The organism is Mycobacterium sp. NGS24, from assembly GCF_059813065.1.
In genome coordinates this window covers 157,195-177,051 of sequence record NZ_JCALDW010000002.1, presented here as the reverse complement: position 1 = coordinate 177,051, position 19,857 = coordinate 157,195, and the positions used below count along the sequence as shown (strand labels likewise).

Below are 19,857 nucleotides of genomic sequence, written 5' to 3'. Positions count from 1 at the left end.
GCGGCTTCCGGGGCCCCACCGTGAGGGCTGCCACGCCGCGAATCTCTCCCAACTATGTCCAGCAACGCGATACTGTCTTGGGTTGGCGGAAACCGACACCTGGGAGGGTAAATGAGCGCCTATCAAACCGTGGTCGTAGGGACCGACGGCTCGGATTCGTCGCTGCGCGCGGTAGAAAGGGCGGCCCGGATCGCCGGAGAGGACGCCAAGCTGATCATCGCCTCGGCCTATCTGCCCCAGAACGACGACGCGCGCGCGGTCGACGCGCTCAAGGGCGAGAGCTACAAAGTGACCGGTACCGCCCCGATCTACGAGATCCTGCACACCGCCAAGGAGCGGGCGCACATCGCGGGCGCGAAGAACGTCGACGAGCGCGCGATCGAGGGCGCCCCGGTCGACGCCCTCGTGCAACTCGCCGAGTCGGAGAAGGCAGATCTGCTGGTGGTCGGCAACGTCGGCCTGAGCACTATTGCGGGGCGGTTGCTGGGGTCGGTGCCGGCCAACGTCTCCCGCAAGGCCAAGGTCGACGTCCTGATCGTGCACACCACGTAGCGTTGGCTACCAGCCGCGTTCGCGACATTCGGCCAGGTGCGGGCGCTCGGCACCCAGCACCGTGTCGTCGCCGTGGCCGGGGTAGATGACGGTGTCATCGGCGTAGACGTCGAACACCCGGGTGGAGACGTCGTCGAGCAACCGCTCGAAGTCGCCTTCCTGCCAGGTCTTGCCGACGCCGCCCGGGAACAGGCAGTCTCCGGTGAACAGCTGGGTGACCCCGCCCGTCGCGGGCCCGCCGAGCGCCAGCGCCACCGATCCCGGTGTGTGCCCGCGCAAGTGGATGACATCGAACGTCAATTCGCCGATCTGTACGGTGTCGCCGTTGGCCAGCAAACGATCGGGCTTGATCGGTAGCGGCTCGGCGTCGATCTCGTGTGCGGCGGTCGGGGCGCCGGTGGCTTCGGCGACCGCTTCCAGCGCCTGCCAGTGGTCGAAGTGCTGGTGGCTGGTGACGATCAGCGACACCGTGGGCGCGTAGCGTCGGATCAGGTCGATGAGTACGTCGGCGTCGTTGGCGGCGTCGATCAACAATGTTTCTCCGGTTGCGGAACAGGTCACCAGGTAGGCGTTGTTGTCCATAGGGCCTACCGAGGCCTTCAGGATCGTCGCGCCGGGCAGCGAGCGCCGGGCCGCGGTGCCCGGTTCCACGTGTCCGGTGTAGTCGTCGTTCGGGGCTGTCATACCCGGTCACGCTACTTGGCGAAAGCAGGGGCGTTACCTGGCAGGGGCTTGTCGGGGGCGACACCTAGCATGGAATACGGCCTGCGCCATGGTTATCCCGTCATGGCCGGGCAGCACAGAATTTGAAAGGGGCAGCGTGGCCGACCGCCTCATTGTCAAGGGCGCGCGCGAGCACAACCTGCGCAGCGTCGACCTCGACCTACCCCGGGACGCGCTGATCGTCTTCACCGGGTTGTCCGGGTCGGGGAAGTCCTCTCTGGCGTTCGACACGATCTTCGCCGAAGGGCAGCGCCGCTACGTCGAGTCGCTGTCGGCCTATGCCCGCCAGTTCCTGGGTCAGATGGACAAACCGGACGTCGACTTCATCGAGGGCTTGTCGCCGGCGGTGTCCATCGACCAGAAATCGACGAACCGCAACCCGCGGTCCACCGTCGGCACCATCACCGAGGTGTACGACTACCTGCGACTGCTGTACGCCCGCGCGGGCACGCCGCATTGCCCGATCTGCGGTGAGCGCATCGCACGCCAGACGCCGCAGCAGATCGTCGACCAGGTGCTGGCCATGGAGGAGGGCATCCGCTTCCTGGTGCTGGCCCCCGTGGTCCGCACCCGCAAAGGCGAGTTCGCGGACCTGTTCGACAAGCTCAACGCGCAGGGCTACAGCCGCGTGCGGGTGGACGGGGTGGTGCACCCGCTGACCGAGCCGCCCAAGCTGAAGAAGCAGGAAAAACACGACATCGAGGTCGTGGTGGACCGGCTGACCGTCAAGGCCGCCGCCAAGCAGCGACTGACCGACTCGGTGGAGACCGCGCTGGGCCTGGCCGACGGAATCGTCGTACTGGAATTCCCCGACGACCGCGACGAGCACGACCGGCCGCGCGAGCAGCGGTTTTCGGAGAAGCTCGCCTGCCCCAACGCGCACGCCCTGGCTGTGGACGACCTCGAACCCCGCTCGTTCTCGTTCAACTCGCCCTACGGCGCCTGTCCGGAATGCGTCGGTCTGGGCATCCGCAAAGAGGTCGACCCCGACCTCGTGGTGCCGGACCCGGAACTCACCCTGGCGCAGGGCGCGGTGGCGCCGTGGTCGACCGGGCACACCGCGGAGTACTTCGTCCGGATGATGGCGGGCCTGGGTGACGCGCTGGGCTTCGACGTCAACACCCCGTGGCGCAAGCTGCCGGCCAAGGCGCGCAAGGCGATCCTGGACGGTGCCGATGAGCAGGTGCACGTGCGCTACCGCAACCGCTACGGCCGCACCCGGTCCTACTACGCGGAGTTCGAGGGCGTGCTGGCGTTCCTGCAGCGCAAGATGGCCCAGACCGAGTCCGAACAGATGAAGGAACGCTACGAGGGCTTCATGCGGGACATCCCGTGCCCGGTCTGTGAGGGCACCCGGCTCAAGCCGGAGATCCTGGCAGTGTCCCTGACGGCGGGAAATCTCGGCCCGAAGTCCATCGCCGAGGTGTGCGAGCTGTCCATCGCCGACTGCTCGGACTTCCTCAACGCCCTCACCCTGGGCACCCGGGAACAGGCGATCGCCGGTCAGGTGCTCAAGGAGATCCAGTCGCGGCTGGGCTTCCTCCTCGACGTCGGGCTGGAATACCTGTCACTGTCGCGGGCGGCGGCCACCCTGTCCGGCGGTGAGGCCCAACGCATCCGGCTGGCCACCCAGATCGGCTCCGGGCTGGTGGGTGTGCTGTATGTGCTGGACGAGCCGTCCATCGGGTTGCACCAGCGAGACAACCGGCGGCTCATCGAAACCCTCACCCGGCTGCGGGATCTGGGCAACACCCTGATCGTCGTCGAGCACGACGAGGACACCATCGAACACGCCGACTGGATCGTCGACATCGGCCCCGGCGCCGGCGAGCACGGCGGGCACATCGTGCACAGCGGGCCGTATGACGAGTTGCTGCGCAACACACGATCGATCACCGGCGCCTACCTGTCCGGCCGGGAGAGCATCCAGATGCCCGCGCTGCGGCGGCCTGTCGACCCCAAGCGCCGCCTCACCGTCGTCGGCGCCCGCGAGCACAATCTGCGCGGCATCGACGTCTCGTTCCCGCTGGGCGTCCTGACGTCGGTGACGGGAGTGTCGGGCTCGGGCAAGTCCACACTGGTCAACGACATCCTGGCCGCGGTGCTCGCCAACCGGCTCAACGGCGCCCGCCAGGTGCCGGGCCGGCACACCCGGGTCACCGGTCTGGATCACCTGGACAAACTGGTGCGGGTCGACCAGTCGCCGATCGGGCGCACCCCGCGCTCCAACCCGGCCACCTACACCGGAGTGTTCGACAAGATCCGCACCCTGTTCGCCGCCACCACCGAGGCCAAGGTGCGCGGCTATCAGCCGGGCCGGTTCTCGTTCAACGTCAAGGGCGGCCGGTGTGAGGCGTGCACGGGTGACGGCACCATCAAGATCGAGATGAACTTCCTGCCCGACGTGTACGTGCCGTGCGAGGTCTGCCAGGGCGCCCGCTACAACCGGGAGACCCTCGAGGTGCACTACAAGGGCAAGACCATCTCCGAGGTGCTGGACATGTCGATCGAGGAGGCGGCGGAGTTCTTCGAGCCGATCTCCGGCATCCACCGCTACCTGCGCACCCTGGTCGACGTCGGGCTGGGCTACGTGCGGCTCGGTCAGCCCGCGCCCACCCTGTCCGGTGGCGAGGCGCAGCGCGTGAAACTGGCCTCCGAACTGCAGAAGCGTTCCACCGGGCGCACCATCTACGTGCTCGACGAGCCGACCACCGGCCTGCACTTCGACGACATCCGCAAGCTGCTCACCGTGATCAGCGGCCTGGTCGACAAGGGCAACACGGTGATCGTCATCGAACACAACCTGGACGTGATCAAGACCTCGGACTGGATCGTCGACATGGGCCCGGAAGGTGGCGCCGGCGGCGGAACCGTTGTCGCGCAAGGCACTCCGGAGGACATCGCAGCCGTGCCGGAAAGCTATACCGGCAAGTTCCTCGCCGAGTTACTCGGCGCGGCGCCCGTGGCCAGCCGGCGCAGCACCAAGCGCCGCAAGGTCAGCGCGTAGGCGGCACCAGCGCCGCCAGGTGCCTGCTGCCGCACGCACCGACAGTGGGCCGGATCTCACCGAACCAGCGGTTGCCGAGCCGCTTCCTCGGTCTGAGCGCCCTCGCCGCGGCCCAGCGCGACGGTGGCCGCCAACATCGCCGCCACCGCGGCCGGCAGCGCGACGACGCCGACGCCATGCACGGTCAGCACTTCGCCCAGCACGATCACGCCGAGCAGCACCGCGACCACGGGTTCACCGACCAGCATGATCGGTACCGAGGCCTGGAGCGCGCCGGCCTTGAAGGCCCACTGCTGCAACACGGTCACCAGGATCGCCAGCGCCACAAGCAGATACGGCGCCGGGACGGTGAGCAGGGCATGCCAGCCGCCCGCCCCGAACCGATGGGTGCAGGTCTTGGTCAACACCGCGATCATGCCGAGGCCGACCGCCACCGCAACGCCCAGCGCCGCTGCACGGGTCCGGCCGGTGGTGCGGCGGGCCACAAGCACGCAGACCACGACGGCCGGTACCGCGACAGCGAGCGCCATCGTCCACGCCGGCACCGGCGGCCGGTAGTGCCCTTCCCGCGGTTGACCTACCAGCACGAAGACCGCCAGGGCGGCCGTCAGCAGTGTCGCCCACGCCCACTCGGCCCCGGTCACCCGGTCGCCGGACCGCCGGGCGCTCAGCGGCAGCACGAACAGCAGCGACGACACCAGCAGCGGCTGCACCAGCAGCAGGGAGCCGTGCGCCAGTGCCATGGCCTGAAATGCGTAACCGGCACCGGCGGCGGCTGTCCCGGCCCACCACAACCGGTCGCGGAGCACGGCCGCCGCGCTCGCGTGATCCTCCCCGGGTCGTTGCAGGGCTGCTTGTCGCACCACGATGCCCACCGCCGCGACCAACGACGCCAGCAGCGCCGAGCCGATCGCAGCAGCGTGCGACATCAGCCAATCCATGTCCGGGACATACCCCTTACGTCAATAGGTGACTCAGCCCGGTCAGCGAGAGCTCAGGATCACTGGGGTAGTTTGGCGGCCATTTGATTGGCGATCAGCCTGGCCTGGTTGACGGTTGCGGGTGCGCAGACGTTGACATCGAAGACCACATTGGACGCCGCGTTCAGCACGTGCTGGCAGATCACCGAACTGCCGGCCAGCGTGCGCTGCATCGCGATAGACGGTGGGGTGCCGCTGACGTCCCGGAACGTCCACTGCGAGGTCTTACCCTGGTTGACCTGAGTCACGGTCTTGCCGGCGCAGTAGCGCCACGACTCCGCCTGACCAGCGACAAATGCGAGCGCCTGGTCGGCCGAGGCGAAGATGACCCCGCCCTGCACCACCACGTAGCCCGGATCGGAATTCGGCTTCTTCAAGAGTTGCGCAAGCATCCCGGTGTAACCACTGCTCTTGTAGGTCCGCGTCTGATAACCGATGAGCGGCCCGAGGCATCGTTCATCGGACAACGAGTTCTCCGGTCCCGGGTCCTTCATCTCCGTCACGTTGTGGTCGACGACGATGCCCGTCGTGAATACCAGCGCGTCGATCTCCGTTGGGCTGAGCAGCAACGAATCTAGTTGTGCAGCAGTAACTGTCGGTGCCGCCGAGGTTGTGGTGGCAATTGTGGCGGTGCTGGTGGCGGTGGTGGTCTCACGGCTTACCGGTGGCCCGCCGCTACTGTCGTTGCGGTTCACGGCGACCCAGCTGCCGGCACCGATCAGGGTCAGCACGACCACCAGCGCGGCGGCGGGTATGAGCCAGCGTCGGCGCTGCGGGGCCGGTTGCCATGGTGGAGGCGGTGGCGCCGGCCAGTGCTGGGGCACCGGACCGCTGGGCGGCGGACCGTAGTGCTGGCTGTGGGCGATCATGGTGGCTGCGCGGTCCTGGTCCGGCGCGCTGAGCGCGTGGTTGGCGGCGCGGGCGAGGTCTCCGGCGGTCGGGTAGCGGGCCTCGGGTTCCTTGGCCATGCCGCGCGCGATCACGTCGTCGAAAGCCCTCGGCACGCCGCGGCCCACCCGGCTCGGCTGCGGGATCGGTTGCATCAAATGCGCGGCCATCAGGGCGCTGAGGTTCTGCGTCTGGTACGGCGGCACACCGGTGAGGCACTCGTAGAGCACGCAGGCCAGGCCGTAGATGTCGGAGCGGTAGGTGGTCTCGTCGTCGGAGAACCGTTCGGGTGCCATATAACGCCAGCTGCCGACCGCGGTCCCTGTCCTGGTGAGCTGCTGATCCGTTGCGGCGGCGGCGATTCCGAAGTCGACCAGGTAGGCGAAGTCGTCGCCGGTGATCAGGATGTTCTCCGGTTTGATGTCGCGGTGGATGACCGCGGCGCGGTGCGCAGCGTCCAGCGCGGCCGCCACCTGGGTGATGATCGCCACTGCACGCGGCGGCGGCAGTGCGCCGGTGCGCTTCAGCAGCGATCCGAGGTCCTCGCCCTCGATGAAGCGCATGTCGATGAACAGCTGGCCGTCGATTTCGCCGTAGTCGTGGATCGGCACGATATGTGGTTCCTGCAGACGCCCCGCGGTATGGGCTTCGCGTTGCATGCGCCTGCGGAATACTGCATCGGAGTTCAACTCCCGGGACATCAATTTGAGCGCGACAGTGCGGTCTTTGACCGTGTCATGGGCCTCGTAGACCTCGCCCATGCCACCGCGTCCCAATAGTCGTCCGAGTCGGTAGGGTCCGAACTGCAGACCCGCGCGCGAGGTCGGGACGGTGTCACTCATCGGTGCGCATCGACTCCCGGATCTGCGCCAGGCGCTGGGCGGCGGCCCGCTGGCGCTGCTCGTACTCGTCTGCGACGGAGCGGCCCTCGGCCGTCTCGGCTGCGAGTTCCTCGGCGCCCAGGGCGGCGCCGTAGCGGTTTTCGATCTTCTCCCGCACCGAGTCGAAGGTCGGCACGCCGGACTTGTCGTAGCCGACGTCGGACGGTGGCTCGGCGTCGGGAGCAGACGGTTGCTCGGGCATGCCCGATAGGTTACTTGCCCCGGTTGTCGGCGATCCGGATCACGAGCTAATGCGGCTTGGCCAGCGGGAAGGGCAGCGTCTCGCGGATGCTGCGCCCGGTGATCAGCATCACCACCCGGTCCACGCCCATGCCCAGCCCGCCGGTGGGCGGCATCGCGTATTCCATCGCCTGCAGGAAGTCCTCGTCGAGCTCCATCGCCTCGGGGTCGCCGCCGGCGGCGAGCAGGGACTGCTCCTCGAGGCGTCGCCGCTGTTCCACCGGATCGGTGAGTTCGCTGTAGGCCGTGCCGAGCTCGACCCCCCACGCCACCAGGTCCCAGCGTTCGGCGACACCGCGTTTGCTGCGATGCGGTCTGGTCAGCGGGGACACGGAGGTGGGGAAGTCGGTGTAGAACGTGGGTTTCTCGGTGCGGTCCTCAACGAGGTGCTCGTAGAGCTCCAGCACCACCGCGCCGGCGTCCCAGTACCCCCGATACGGGATGCGGGCGGCGTCGGACAGCTTGCGCAGCTTGGCCAGACTGGTGTCGGCGTCGATGTGCTCGCCGAGGGCTTCGGAAACCGCGTCGTGCACCGTCTTGACCGGCCAGACTCCCGAGATGTCGACCGGCTCGAGCCCGCCCGAGCTGACCGAGTCATCCTGGCTTCGGGGCCGCATCGCGGTCTGGGCGCCGTTGGCGGCCTCGGCGGCGTTCTGGATCAGCTCACGGCACCCGTCGACCCAGACCATGTAGTCGGCGTGCGCCTGATACGCCTCCAGCAGGGTGAATTCCGGGTTGTGGCTGAAGTCGACGCCTTCGTTGCGGAACGCCCGGCCGAGTTCGAAGACCCGTTCCACGCCGCCCACGCAGAGCCGTTTGAGGTAGAGCTCCGGGGCGATGCGCAGAAACAGGTCCATCATGTAGGCGTTGATGTGGGTGACGAACGGGCGGGCGGTGGCTCCACCGTGCACCTGCTGCAGGATCGGTGTCTCGACCTCGATGAAACCCTTGGCGAACAGCGTCTCGCGGATCGAACGCAGCACGGCGCTGCGCGAGGTGATCAGGTCGCGCGATTCGACATTGACGGCCAGGTCCACATAGCGGGTCCGCACGCGGGCCTCGGGGTCGGTCAGTCCCTTCCACTTATCCGGCAGCGGTCGCAGGCATTTCCCGATCAGACGCCAACTGGTCACGATCAGGGACCGGGTGCCCTTGTCGCTGAAACCCATGTGGCCGGACATCTCCACCAGGTCACCGAGATCGATCGCGGCGTTGAAATCAGCCGCACGACCCTGTTGCAGACGGGAATTGTCCAGCAGCACTTGAATTTCACCGGTCCAGTCGCGCAGCTGCGCAAACAGCACGCCACCGTAATTGCGCACTCGCAAGATCCGGCCCGACACCGAAATACTGGTCTCGTCGTCGGCATCGAGCGCCGCGACGACGGTGTGGGTCGGCGGCTCACCTACGGGGTAGGCGTCAATGCCGTTGTCGCGCAGTTTCTTCAGCTTCGCCAGGCGTACCCGCACCTGCTCGGGCTGGCGCCGCCGGCCGTCCTCGGTCTCGGGTAGGTCGTCGACTTGCAGGCCGCTGATGTCCGGCGCGGTGCCATCGGGGTGCAACAGCCCGGACTCCGCCAGTCGCTGCGGCACGGCGGGATGGTGGCCGGTGTGCACCTTGTCGCGTCGGGTGAACGGCAGCGAGAGGAAACCCTCGGCCAGCGCTGAAGCGACACCGACCTTCGGCATCAACCGGGCATCGTCATAGCAGGCGTAACGGGGCACCCAGTCGGGCTGGTACTTCATGTTGGAGCGGTAGAGCGTCTCGAGTTGCCACCACCGCGAGAAGAAGACCAACAGCCCGCGCCACAACCGGGCGACCGGTCCGGCGCCGAGTTGCGCGCCCTGTTCGAACGCCGCCCGGAACATGGCGAAGTTCAGCGAAATGCGGTTGATACCAAGGGTTTCGGCACGCAGAGCCAACTCGCTGACCATCAGCTCGATGGTGCCGTTGGGGGACTGGCGAGAACGCCGCATCAAGTCCAGGGAGACGCCGGTGCTGCCCCACGGCACCATCGACAGCATTGCCACCACCTGGTGGTTGGGGTCGATGGCCTCCACCAGCAGGCAGTCGGCGTCCGCCGGATCACCGAGCCGGCCCAGTGCCATGGAGAAACCACGCTCGGTTTCGGTGTCGCGCCAGGCATCTGCCCGGGCGATCGTCTGCGCCATCTCCTCTTCGGAGATGTCGCGGTGGCGCCGGATGCGAACGCTGAGCCCGGCCCGGCGCGCCCGCGTCACCGCCTGACGCACCCCCCGCATGTCGGGTCCGGACAACTTGAAATCAGCGGGGCGCAGAATCGCCTCGTCGCCCAGCTCGAGCGCGTTGAGTCCCGCCTCACGGTAGATCTGCGCCCCCGCCGAGCTGGCACCCATGACGCCCGGGGACCAGCCGTAGGTCTGGCACAGCTGCAGCCAGGCCTCGACGGCCTGCGGCCACGCCCGCGGGTCGCCCACCGGGTCGCCGCTGGCAAGGCAGACACCGATCTCGACCCGATAAGTGATGGCGGCGCGCCCGCTGGGGGCGAAAACCACTGATTTATCACGGCGGGTGGCGAAGTACGCCAGGGAGTCGTTCTTGCCCCACAACTCGACCAGCCCGCGGATCGCCGACTCGTCCTCGCCGGTCAGGGCATTGTCGGCGCGCTGGGACATGAACAGCACGATCGTCGCCGCAATCAACGCGAAGGCGCCGAAGAGCCCGAAGATCGCGTTGAGGAAGACGTGCGGGCGCCCGGTGAACAGTTCGGGATCGGCCACGCCGAAGCCGATCACGCGGTTGACGACATAAGGGAGCCGGTCGCCGGGCGCGAGGCTGCCGGGGAACATCTCGACCAGGCCCCACGACGCGAGGATGCCGATCGCACCACCGGTCACCAGCACCGCGGCCGCCCGCAGCAGCGCGCCGCGGCGCACTTTGGCCCAGAACTCCCGGTAGCCCAAGACCAGCAGGACGATCGTCACCACGTGGAAGGCAAAGCCGAGGTTCTCGCCGAACGCCTCAGCCGGGGTGTTTCCACCTGCGGCGATGTCGGCGGCGTTCAGCACGGCGTGGACCGCCATGTTGCCGAGCAGCACCAGCCAGGCGATGCGCTTGCGTGCGGCCAGCGCCGCGGCCAGCAGGGCCAGCACGAACGACCAGGCGAAGCTGGTGTCGGGGAAGTTGAACAGGTAGCTGTTGATGAACACCCGCGGCGCGTGGATCAGGTAGCGGATCAGCGGCGAGACGCTGGCCAGCAGCGATACGGTCGCGATCACGCCGACCGTCCAGCCGGCTGCGGCGGGCAGCCAGTGGTACCGGGAACGCGCCCGGCGCGCCGAATGAGCCTTAGTGAGTGTCACAGACGGCGAGGATATTCGTTGAGACCGGGAAAATCCTGAGCATGCCATCCCCTCGCTAAGTGGCGCGTTGCCGAGCCCACGCATTACTGCTGTTAGACTGACTGCTGCGACCATCCCGGCCACGGCCAGGGAACGTTAAGTGGAGTCCCACTCCCACCGGTGACCACGAGCAGGCGTCTGAGCCAGTTTGCAGGTTATCCGGTCCGGTCACAGGCATTTTCCGAGATGTCTGTTCTGCGTTTCGGCGCGGGCGGTTTGAGTGATTTCAGGCCGTGACCGGTCGGCATTGGGCCCTGCTGCTGCAGGGCTTTTTTGCTGATGGTTGGTGTCCCCTCCGCTGTTCCCGGCCCGGTACCGGCCTGGGCCGCGTGGAATAGCAGCCAACGAGGGAGGCCCCATCAGCACTGAGACCCGCGTCAACGAGCGCATTCGCGTGCCTGAAGTTCGATTGATCGGCCCTGGCGGAGAGCAGGTAGGCATCGTGCGTATCGAAGACGCACTTCGCGTCGCCGCGGACGCCGATCTCGACCTTGTCGAAGTTGCTCCGAACGCCAGACCACCGGTCTGCAAGATCATGGACTACGGCAAGTACAAGTACGAGGCGGCGCAGAAGGCGCGCGAATCGCGCAGGAACCAGCAGCAGACCGTCGTCAAGGAACAGAAGCTGCGACCCAAGATCGACGACCACGACTACGAGACGAAGAAGGGCCACGTGGTCCGCTTCCTCGAAGCCGGCTCGAAGGTCAAGGTGACCATCATGTTCCGCGGACGCGAGCAGTCCAGGCCCGAGTTGGGTTACCGACTGCTGCAGCGTCTGGGAGCCGACGTCGCCGAATACGGATTCGTCGAAACGTCGGCCAAGCAGGACGGCCGCAACATGACGATGGTGCTGGCACCGCACCGCGGCGCGAAGACCCGCGCCAAGGCGCGCCACGACGGCGAGCCGGGCGCCGTGCCCGCCGACGACGACACGCCGTCGGCCAACTAACTGCCAGTACAACCTCGAAGAACCAGAAGGAACCGAAGAATCATGCCCAAGGCCAAGACCCACAGCGGGGCCTCGAAGCGGTTCCGGCGCACCGGCACCGGGAAGATCGTCCGCCAGAAAGCCAACCGCCGGCACCTGCTCGAGCACAAGGCGAGCAAGCGCACCCGGCGACTGGACGGTCGCACCGTCGTGTCGCCCAACGACGCCAAGCGGATCAACTCGCTGCTCAACGGCTGACCGCGCGTCGTCCCATCCACCGACCTCGGGCTGGCGTCAGCCCCCGACCGATCACGTTTGAACGAGAGTAGGAACCCCCATGGCACGCGTAAAGCGGGCGGTCAACGCCCACAAGAAGCGGCGCAGCGTCCTGAAGGCATCGAAGGGCTATCGCGGTCAGCGATCCCGGCTCTACCGCAAGGCCAAAGAGCAGCAGCTGCATTCGCTGAACTACGCCTACCGTGACCGCCGCGCCCGCAAGGGCGAGTTCCGCAAGTTGTGGATCTCGCGGATCAACGCCGCAGCACGTGCCAACGACATCACCTACAACCGGCTGATTCAGGGTCTGAAGGCAGCGGGTGTCGAGGTGGACCGCAAGAACCTCGCCGATATCGCGATCACCGATCCGGCCGCGTTCACCGCGCTCGTCGAGGTGGCCCGCGCCGCGCTGCCCGGGGACGTCAACGCCCCGTCGGGAGAAGCTGCCTAACCTGCCGGCCGTGCTCACGGAACGCTCGGCGCGGGTGGTCGCCGCGGTGAAGTTGCACCGCCAGGTCGGCCGCCGCCGGGCGGGACTTTTCCTGGCCGAAGGCCCGAACCTGGTCGAGGCGGCGCTCGCGCGCCGTCTGATCCGGGAGATCTTCGTTACCGAAGACGCCGCACGGCGCCACGAAGGCTTGCTCAACGGGCCGCAGGTGCCGGTGCACCTGGTGACCGAGCGGGCCGCCAAGGCGTTGTCCGAGACCGTCACCCCGTCCGGGTTGGTCGCGGTCTGCCGGATCCCGGACACCGGGCTGGACGAGGTGTTGGGCACGTCCGCTCGGCTGGTGGCGGTCGCCGTGGACCTCGGCGAACCCGGCAACGCGGGCACGCTCATCCGGATCGCTGACGCGATGGGCGCGGCTGCGGTGATTTTCACCGGCCACAGCGTCGACCCCTATAACGGCAAGTGCTTGCGCGCCTCCACCGGCAGCATCTTCGCGGTCCCCGTCGCCGTCGACCCGGACGCGGCCGGGGTACTGACCCGATTGCGGGCGGCCGGTCTGCAGGTGTTGGCGACGACGATCGACGGCGAGACCTCGCTCGACGACGCCGGTGCACTGTTGGGCGAGCCGACGGCGTGGTTGTTCGGCCCGGAATCCCACGGCTTGCCGACCGACATTGCCCGACGGGCCGACCACCGGGTGCATATCCCGATGTCCGGGGGAGCGGAGAGCCTCAACGTCGCAGCTTCGGCAGCGATCTGCCTGTATCAGAGCTCGCGTGCGTTACGCGGCGCGGGTGCGTCCCCGGGAGGGCCGCAAGCCCGCGATTGACAGCGTGCTGTGCATCAGCGATCCCGCGCGTTCCATCAGCGCGCGGGCCGGGTCCAGCGGCGAGGGGAGCCGGGTGCTGGGCCGCGGCGGGAAGTAATGCATCGGTAGGCCGCGCCGGTCGCGCGGCGGCGCCACAAACCGGGGTGCCTCGACCAGCGGCGCGTCGCTGCGGATCTGTCCTGCCGAGCGACGGTAGGCGGCCAGCGCGCGCGGGTGCAGCCGGATCTCGTCGGGCACGGCCAGAAACGCCAACTCGACGACCTTGCCGAACACCCGCAGCAGAATTTCGTCGCCGGGCGTCCAATGCATGCCCGCCTTCTCCCGGACGGCTGGCTCGAACAGGCCCGCGGCGATCCAGCGCTGACCCGCCACCAGCGGTCGGAAGATCTGGTCCCATACGGGCGTGGGCATGAGCACGAACTTCGGTTTCGGAATCCGGATGTTGAAGATGTCCAAGGTGGCCTGGTTGATTTCCAGCTCCTCGCGGCCAACCCGCTCCCAGTACTCCTGGAACTCCTCCCATGACTTGGGCACTGGACGCATGCTCATCCCGTACAGCTGATACCACTGCACGTGCTCATCGAACAGCTGACGCTTCTCAGCCTCGGTCAGCCCGCCGCAGAAGTACTCGGCGACCTTGACCACCAGCATGAAGAACGTGGCGTGCGCCCAGTAGAACGTTTCCGGATTGAGCGCGTGATAGCGCCGGCCCGCGTTGTCGACGCCTTTGATGGTCGCGTGGTAGCCCCTGATCTGGCTGCCGGTCTGCGACGCCCGGTCGCCGTCATAGACCACTCCCATGATCGGATAGACCGACCGAGCCACCCGTTGCAGCGGTTCGCGCAACAGGATCGAATGCTCCTCGACCCCCGCACCCAGCCCCGGGTACATGTTCTGGATCGCTCCGATCCAGACGCCCATCATTCCGGTGCGTAGGTCTCCGAAGTATTTCCAGGTCAGCGAGTCGGGCCCGAGAGGGTCAGCCGCTGTCGTCGATGTGGCAGTCATCACGGCCTCCAAAGCGCCAATGTGGCCTCACGATAAGCGTTGACAACACGCGTTGTCCACGATTTGAACATATGTGTCGCATCTGTGTTATGGACTCTCCATAGCCCCGCCGCAACCGCGTGATCAGCGCATTTGCCTCATTCTTCAACACGTGTGGCACGGACCTCGTTGCCGGGGTGAGCCGCGAGCACCTAACCTGGCCGAGTGGAGGACGGGCCAGACGAACCGCAGTCCCGCGGTTCCGGCGACACCGCGACAGCGGTCAAAGACGCCCCCCGGCGACGGTCCCCGGCGAAATGGCTGAGCAGCACCAACCGCAGCCCCGGTGTGGTCGGGTTCGTCAAGCGCGCCCGGCGGTTGCTGCCCGGCGACCCCGAGTTCGGCGATCCGCTGTCCACCGCCGGCGAGGGCGGGCCCAGTGCCGCCGCGCGGGCCGCCGACCGGCTGCTGGGGGACCGCGACGCCGCGTCCCGCGAAGTCAGTCTGGGCGTGCTGCAGGTCTGGCAGGCGATGACCGAGGCCGTCTCGCGACGTCCGGCAAACCCCGAAGTGACGCTGGTGTTCACCGACCTGGTCGGATACTCCACCTGGTCGCTGGAAGCCGGGGACGACGCGGCCCTCACGTTGCTGCGGCAGGTGGCCCGCGCGGTGGAATCCCCGCTGCTCGACGCGGGCGGCCACATCGTCAAGCGGATGGGCGACGGCATCATGGCCGTGTTCCGGCGTCCCGGCACCGCGGTCAGGGCGGTGATGGCCGCTCAGGAGGCCATCAAAGACGTTGAGGTTCAAGGTTATTCGCCACGTATGCGGGTCGGGATCCATACCGGCAGGCCGCAGCGGCTGGGCTCGGACTGGCTGGGCGTCGACGTCAACATCGCCGCGCGGGTGATGGAACGCGCGACCAAGGGCGGCGTCATGATCTCCAGCCCGACTCTGGATCTGATCCCGCAAAGCGAGCTCGACGAACTCGGTGTCACCGCGCGGCGAGCGCGCCGACCGATGTTTTCCAGCAAACTCACCGGTATCCCGCCGGACTTGGCGATCTATCGCCTCAAGACTGGCAGGGACTTGTCAGCCGGTGATAACACGGATGAGACAAACGCCCGGGCATAGTGGGAGCTGATGTTTGCCCAAATCTTCGCCCGACTGTCCCGCGTACGTATCAGCGCGGGCTATGTGGCGATCCTGTTCGCGGTGAGCACCATAATGCTGGTCATCAGCCCGCAGGCGCACGACCGGATCATCCGTCACGCCAGCACCAACCTGCACAACCTCGCGCACGGGCGGTTGGGAACCCTGCTGGGCAGCGCGTTCGTCGTGGAGGCCGGTCCACTGTATTTCTGGCTGCCGTTCCTGACCTGTTTGCTTGTCCTGGCCGAATTGCAGCTGCACTCCCTCCGGTTGGTAACCACCTTCCTGATCGGCCACATCGGTGCGACGCTGCTGGTCGCCGCAGCGCTGGCGGCGGCGGTCAAAGAGGGTTGGATGCCGTGGTCGATCACCCGAGCCAGCGACGTCGGCATGAGTTACGGCGCGCTGGCGGTGCTCGGCGGGTTGACCGCGACAATCCCGCGTTCCCGGCGGCCGGCGTGGATCGTCTGGTGGCTGGCGGTCGGCCTGTCCGCGGCCGTCGTGGGCGGGGAGTTCACCAACGCGGGCCACGCCATCGCCCTGATCCTGGGCATGTCGATCGGCCTGCGATTCCGGGTGCCCGCCCGCTGGACGCCGGTGCGTTGCCTGATGCTGCTCAATTCTGCGGGCTTCGGCTTCCTGGTCCTGGCGCACAGCATGGTCGGGATGGCCATCAGCGCAGTGCTGGGAGTGATCGGTGCAGTGGCGGCCCACCTCCTGGCTCGTCGGTTCAGCCCCGGGACACCGCCGCAGCCCGTGGCCGCGGGCGCCCTGGACCAGCCACTGCCGGGGGTCAGCGCCTGACGATCGGCGCGCGCTGTGGTGATCTCTGACACAACGTCGCATGACTTATGATCGGCAGTTGCGTCATACCCGTGTCGCAAACCTCATCGCCGCTGATGCGGGCCGCGTTTGGGCCCACCGCACGGGGTAGTGGCCAACCAGCCCCGTCAGCAAGGAGAGTGCCGTCGCGTGGGTGACCAACCCGTCGATCTGTCGCCGGATGCGTTGACGCGGGCGCTTGAGGCCGCGCGATCAGCCATCGCCGCCGCCGCCAGCCTGGATGCGCTCGCGCACGCCAAGACCGAACACCTCGGCGATCGGTCACCGCTCGCGCTCGCCCGGCAAGCGCTGGGCGCACTGCCCAAGGATGAACGCGCCGACGCCGGCAAACGCGTCAACATCGCGCGCGGGGAGGCGCAGCGCGCCTACGACGAGCGCCTGGTTGCTTTGCGCGCCGAGCGGGACGCGGCCGTGCTGGTCGCCGAGCGTATCGACGTCACGCTGCCGTCGACGCGGCAGCCGACCGGTGCGCGGCACCCGATCACAATTCTGGCCGAGCACATCGCCGACACCTTCGTCGCGATGGGCTGGGAGCTGGCTGAGGGGCCGGAGGTCGAGACCGAGCAGTTCAACTTCGACGCGCTGAACTTCCCGCCGGACCACCCCGCCCGCAGCGAACAGGACACCTTCTACATCGCGCCGGAGGATTCGCGGCAACTGCTGCGCACCCACACCTCCCCGGTTCAGGTGCGCACGCTGTTGGAGCGGGAATTACCGGTGTACATCATTTCGATCGGGCGCACCTTCCGCACCGACGAACTCGATGCCACCCACACGCCGGTCTTCCACCAGGTGGAAGGTCTGGCGGTGGACCGCGGGCTGACCATGGCGCACCTGCGCGGCACTCTGGACGCGTTCGCGCGCGCCGAATTCGGGTCGCTGGCCCGGACCCGGATGCGCCCGCACTTCTTTCCGTTCACCGAACCCTCCGCCGAGGTCGACGTGTGGTTCGAGGGCAAGAAGGGCGGCGCGGACTGGGTGGAGTGGGGCGGCTGCGGCATGGTGCATCCACATGTGTTGCGCGCCGCAGGAATCGACCCGCAGGTCTACTCCGGGTTCGCTTTCGGGATGGGTCTGGAGCGAACCCTGCAGTTCCGCAACGGTATTCCCGACATGCGCGACATGGTCGAAGGCGACGTTCGGTTCTCGCTGCCGTTCGGGGTAGGTGCCTGATGCGGGTTCCGTACAGCTGGTTGCGCGAGGTGGTCCGCGCCGGTGCCCCGGATTGGGAGGTCAGCTCCGCTGAATTGGAGCAGGCGCTGGTCCGGGTGGGTCACGAGGTCGAAGAGGTGTACACGCTCGGCCCGGTCGACGGGCCGCTGCGGGTGGGCCGGGTGGCCGAGATCGAGGAGCTGACCGGATTCAAGAAACCCATCCGGGCATGTCTGGTGGATGTCGGCGCCGATGCACATCAGGAAATTGTCTGCGGTGCAACGAATTTCGCGGTCGGCGAGCTGGTTGTCGTGGCACTACCCGGGGCCACCCTGCCCGGGGACTTCACCATCGCCGCGCGCAAGACCTACGGGCGTAATTCCCACGGCATGATCTGTTCAGCCGCCGAACTCGGTTTGGGCACAGATCATTCCGGGATCCTGGTGTTGCCTCCAGGAACCGCCGAACCCGGAGCCGACGGTGCGGCGGTGCTCGGTCTCGACGACGTCGTCTTCGATCTGGCCATCACCCCCGACCGTGGGTACGCCATGTCGGTGCGCGGCCTGGCTCGCGAGATCGCCTGCGCCTACGACCTGGACTTCGTGGATCCCGCCGCGCAGGTCGCGCCGTTGCCGGTCGACGGGCAGGCCTGGCCGCTGACGGTGGACCCCGCCACCGGGGTGCGCCGCTTCGCGCTGCGTCCGGTCACCGGCATCGACCCCGTCGCGGTGTCACCGTGGTGGCTGCAACGACGACTGCTGCTGTGCGGCATCCGGGCCACGTCACCGGCCGTCGACGTCACCAACTACGTCATGCTCGAACTCGGCCACCCGATGCACGCGCACGACCGGAGCCGGATTACCGGTGGCTTCGCCGTCCGTTTCGCGCGGCCCGGTGAAACCGTCGTCACCCTCGACGACATCGAGCGCAAGCTCGAACCCGCCGACGTCCTGATCGTCGACGACGTCGCGACCACCGCGATCGGCGGCGTCATGGGGGCGGCCAGCACCGAGGTCCGTGCCGACTCCACCGAGGTGCTGCTCGAGGCCGCCGTCTGGGATCCGGCGGCGATTTCGCGCACCCAGCGTCGACTCCATCTGCCCAGTGAGGCCGCCCGCCGGTACGAGCGCGTCGTCGACCCGGCCATCTCGGTGGCCGTATTGGATCGCTGCGCCCAACTGCTGGTGGAGATCGCCGGCGGAACGGCCGAACCCACACTGACCGATTGGCGAGGCAACCCACCCGTCGCGGATTGGGCCGGTCCGCCGATCACGATCCCCGCCAACCTGCCCGACCGTTTCGCCGGGGTGAGCTCCCCGCCAGGGACCACCGCGCGGCGTCTGACCCAGATCGGGGCCCGGGTGGACGCAGCAGGCGACGCCCTGACCGTCACGCCGCCCAGCTGGCGTCCGGACCTGCAGCAGCCCGCCGACCTGGTTGAGGAGGTGCTGCGGCTGGAGGGCCTGGAGGGCATTCCGTCGGTGCTCCCGGCGGCGCCCGCGGGTCGCGGGCTCACGGCCAAACAGCAGCGGCGCCGTGCGGTCGGCAAGTCGCTGGCCCTGTCCGGCTACGTCGAGATCCTGCCGACGCCGTTTCTGCCGGCCGGGGCATTCGACGTGTGGGGGTTGGCGGCCGACGACCCCCGCCGCAACACCACCAACGTGCTCAACCCGCTGGAAGCCGACCGACCGCAGCTGGCCACCACGCTGTTGCCGGCGTTACTGGAAGCATTGAGCCGCAACGTATCCCGCGGTATCGGCGATCTGGCGCTGTTCGCGATCGCGCAGGTGGTGCAACCCACCGAGCACACCCGCGGCGTCGGGTTGATCCCGGTCGATCGCCGGCCCACGACAGCCGAGATCGCCGCACTGGACGCGTCGCTGCCGCGGCAACCCCAGCATGTCGCCGCGGTACTGGCGGGGCTGCGCGAGCCGCGCGGCCCGTGGGGGCCGGGTCGTGCCGTCGAAGCCTCCGACGCGTTCGAGGCGGTGCGGATCATTGCGCGCGCCAGCGGAATCGAGGTCACGCTGCGGGCGACGCAGTACCTGCCGTGGCATCCGGGTCGATGCGCTGAAGTGCTTATCGGCGACACCCTGATCGGTCACGCCGGGCAGTTGCATCCCGCCGTCATCGAGCGCGGGGGCCTCCCGCGTGGCGCCTGCGCGCTGGAGTTGAACCTGGACGCGATCCCCACCGCTGGGGTGCTGCCGGCCCCCCGGGTGTCACCGTTCCCGGCTGTGTTCCAGGATCTGAGCCTGGTGGTGTCCGCCGGCGTGCCCGCGCAGGCGGTGCAGGACGCCGTCCGTGCAGGTGCGGGCGAACTGCTCGAACACATTCAACTGTTCGACGTCTACGTCGGTGCGCAACTCGGCGACGACCGCAAATCGCTGACGTTCGCGCTGCGGTTCCGCGCGCCCGACCGCACGCTGACCGAAGACGACGCGAGCGCGGCGCGGGACGCGGCGGTGCGGGTAGCGGCCGAGCGGGTCGGCGCCGTTCTGCGCGGTTGATTACATGGTTGCTGGGTTGAGGCCGATGCTGCGAAATAAATTGTTCTTCGTCCGAACTGCAATGATCCAGTCGCGAACTTG

General features: G+C 67.9%; 16 protein-coding genes. 10 read left to right on the top strand and 6 right to left on the bottom strand.

Going from position 1 to position 19,857, the window contains the following annotated elements; all coding sequences use genetic code 11:
* Positions 1-111 precede the first annotated feature (111 nt).
* Positions 112-552 (top strand): universal stress protein, encoded by a 441-nt coding sequence (locus AC5Y6Y_RS03785; RefSeq protein WP_463825243.1) that lies wholly within the window; start codon positions 112-114, stop codon positions 550-552.
* 6 nt (positions 553-558) lie between these two features.
* On the opposite strand, the gene AC5Y6Y_RS03780 is transcribed toward AC5Y6Y_RS03785, so the two are convergent.
* Positions 559-1,236: an MBL fold metallo-hydrolase gene (locus AC5Y6Y_RS03780; protein ID WP_499929405.1), complete on the bottom strand. Its 678-nt coding sequence runs from the start codon at positions 1,234-1,236 to the stop codon at positions 559-561.
* Between the two features lie 136 nt (positions 1,237-1,372).
* On the opposite strand from AC5Y6Y_RS03780, the gene uvrA reads away from it, so the two are divergent.
* Positions 1,373-4,282 carry an excinuclease ABC subunit UvrA gene (gene uvrA / locus AC5Y6Y_RS03775; protein ID WP_463825245.1) on the top strand — a complete coding sequence of 970 codons (2,910 nt, stop codon included), beginning with the start codon at positions 1,373-1,375 and terminating at the stop codon, positions 4,280-4,282.
* A 56-nt stretch (positions 4,283-4,338) separates the two neighbouring features.
* On the opposite strand, the gene AC5Y6Y_RS03770 is transcribed toward uvrA, so the two are convergent.
* The 4 genes from AC5Y6Y_RS03770 to lysX all read right to left on the bottom strand — a co-directional run bounded on the left by AC5Y6Y_RS03770 (position 4,339) and on the right by lysX (position 10,660).
* Positions 4,339-5,211 (bottom strand): DMT family transporter, encoded by an 873-nt coding sequence (locus AC5Y6Y_RS03770; protein ID WP_463825246.1) that lies wholly within the window; start codon positions 5,209-5,211, stop codon positions 4,339-4,341.
* Positions 5,212-5,282: 71 nt separating this feature from the next.
* On the bottom strand, positions 5,283-6,992 hold the full coding sequence (locus AC5Y6Y_RS03765) for a serine/threonine-protein kinase PknH/PknJ (RefSeq protein WP_499929402.1): 1,710 nt from the start codon (positions 6,990-6,992) through the stop codon (positions 5,283-5,285).
* Complete coding sequence (locus AC5Y6Y_RS03760; protein ID WP_499929400.1) at positions 6,985-7,233, bottom strand: hypothetical protein; 249 nt, start codon at positions 7,231-7,233, stop codon at positions 6,985-6,987. The genes AC5Y6Y_RS03765 and AC5Y6Y_RS03760 overlap by 8 nt, the downstream gene beginning before the upstream one ends.
* Before the next feature lie 46 nt (positions 7,234-7,279).
* Positions 7,280-10,660 carry a bifunctional lysylphosphatidylglycerol synthetase/lysine--tRNA ligase LysX gene (gene lysX / locus AC5Y6Y_RS03755; protein ID WP_499929398.1) on the bottom strand — a complete coding sequence of 1,127 codons (3,381 nt, stop codon included), beginning with the start codon at positions 10,658-10,660 and terminating at the stop codon, positions 7,280-7,282.
* A 349-nt stretch (positions 10,661-11,009) separates the two neighbouring features.
* Between lysX and infC the strand changes: the two genes are divergently transcribed.
* From infC to AC5Y6Y_RS03735, 4 genes are all read left to right on the top strand, one after another.
* Complete coding sequence (infC, locus tag AC5Y6Y_RS03750) at positions 11,010-11,600, top strand: translation initiation factor IF-3 (RefSeq protein WP_463825461.1); 591 nt, start codon at positions 11,010-11,012, stop codon at positions 11,598-11,600.
* 42 nt (positions 11,601-11,642) lie between these two features.
* Entirely contained in the window at positions 11,643-11,837 is a 195-nt protein-coding gene (gene rpmI, locus AC5Y6Y_RS03745) for a 50S ribosomal protein L35 (RefSeq protein ID WP_463825250.1), read from the top strand.
* A gap of 79 nt (positions 11,838-11,916) precedes the next feature.
* Positions 11,917-12,306 (top strand): 50S ribosomal protein L20, encoded by a 390-nt coding sequence (gene rplT, locus AC5Y6Y_RS03740; protein ID WP_463825251.1) that lies wholly within the window; start codon positions 11,917-11,919, stop codon positions 12,304-12,306.
* Positions 12,307-12,316: 10 nt separating this feature from the next.
* A complete protein-coding gene (locus AC5Y6Y_RS03735; RefSeq protein ID WP_499929396.1) occupies positions 12,317-13,132 on the top strand; it encodes a TrmH family RNA methyltransferase in 816 nt (271 codons plus the stop codon).
* On the opposite strand, the gene AC5Y6Y_RS03730 is transcribed toward AC5Y6Y_RS03735, so the two are convergent.
* Positions 13,085-14,140 (bottom strand): oxygenase MpaB family protein, encoded by a 1,056-nt coding sequence (locus AC5Y6Y_RS03730; protein ID WP_463825253.1) that lies wholly within the window; start codon positions 14,138-14,140, stop codon positions 13,085-13,087. The genes AC5Y6Y_RS03735 and AC5Y6Y_RS03730 overlap by 48 nt on opposite strands.
* A gap of 204 nt (positions 14,141-14,344) precedes the next feature.
* Between AC5Y6Y_RS03730 and AC5Y6Y_RS03725 the strand changes: the two genes are divergently transcribed.
* The 4 genes from AC5Y6Y_RS03725 (at position 14,345) to pheT (ending at position 19,776) form a co-directional block, all read left to right on the top strand.
* Positions 14,345-15,253 carry an adenylate/guanylate cyclase domain-containing protein gene (locus AC5Y6Y_RS03725; protein WP_499919157.1) on the top strand — a complete coding sequence of 303 codons (909 nt, stop codon included), beginning with the start codon at positions 14,345-14,347 and terminating at the stop codon, positions 15,251-15,253.
* A gap of 9 nt (positions 15,254-15,262) precedes the next feature.
* The gene (locus tag AC5Y6Y_RS03720; RefSeq protein ID WP_499929394.1) at positions 15,263-16,075 is read left to right on the top strand and encodes a rhomboid-like protein; all 813 of its coding nucleotides are present in this window, start codon (positions 15,263-15,265) and stop codon (positions 16,073-16,075) included.
* 168 nt (positions 16,076-16,243) lie between these two features.
* On the top strand, positions 16,244-17,287 hold the full coding sequence (gene pheS, locus AC5Y6Y_RS03715; protein WP_499929392.1) for a phenylalanine--tRNA ligase subunit alpha: 1,044 nt from the start codon (positions 16,244-16,246) through the stop codon (positions 17,285-17,287).
* Positions 17,287-19,776 (top strand): phenylalanine--tRNA ligase subunit beta, encoded by a 2,490-nt coding sequence (gene pheT / locus AC5Y6Y_RS03710; protein ID WP_499929390.1) that lies wholly within the window; start codon positions 17,287-17,289, stop codon positions 19,774-19,776. The genes pheS and pheT overlap by 1 nt, the downstream gene beginning before the upstream one ends.
* The last annotated feature ends 81 nt before the right edge of the window (positions 19,777-19,857 follow it).

Excerpts from the sequence above, each read along its gene's own strand:
- rplT (WP_463825251.1), top strand. The coding sequence starts at position 11,917 with ATGGCACGCGTAAAGCGGGCGGTCAACGCCCACAAGAAGCGGCGCAGC.
- AC5Y6Y_RS03785 (WP_463825243.1), top strand. The coding sequence starts at position 112 with ATGAGCGCCTATCAAACCGTGGTCGTAGGGACCGACGGCTCGGATTCG.
- rpmI (WP_463825250.1), top strand. The coding sequence starts at position 11,643 with ATGCCCAAGGCCAAGACCCACAGCGGGGCCTCGAAGCGGTTCCGGCGC.
- AC5Y6Y_RS03720 (WP_499929394.1), top strand. The coding sequence starts at position 15,263 with ATGTTTGCCCAAATCTTCGCCCGACTGTCCCGCGTACGTATCAGCGCG.
- AC5Y6Y_RS03730 (WP_463825253.1), bottom strand. The coding sequence starts at position 14,140 with ATGACTGCCACATCGACGACAGCGGCTGACCCTCTCGGGCCCGACTCG.
- lysX (WP_499929398.1), bottom strand. The coding sequence starts at position 10,660 with ATGGCATGCTCAGGATTTTCCCGGTCTCAACGAATATCCTCGCCGTCT.
- AC5Y6Y_RS03760 (WP_499929400.1), bottom strand. The coding sequence starts at position 7,233 with ATGCCCGAGCAACCGTCTGCTCCCGACGCCGAGCCACCGTCCGACGTC.
- pheT (WP_499929390.1), top strand. The coding sequence starts at position 17,287 with ATGCGGGTTCCGTACAGCTGGTTGCGCGAGGTGGTCCGCGCCGGTGCC.
- AC5Y6Y_RS03780 (WP_499929405.1), bottom strand. The coding sequence starts at position 1,236 with ATGACAGCCCCGAACGACGACTACACCGGACACGTGGAACCGGGCACC.
- AC5Y6Y_RS03770 (WP_463825246.1), bottom strand. The coding sequence starts at position 5,211 with ATGTCGCACGCTGCTGCGATCGGCTCGGCGCTGCTGGCGTCGTTGGTC.
- AC5Y6Y_RS03765 (WP_499929402.1), bottom strand. The coding sequence starts at position 6,992 with ATGAGTGACACCGTCCCGACCTCGCGCGCGGGTCTGCAGTTCGGACCC.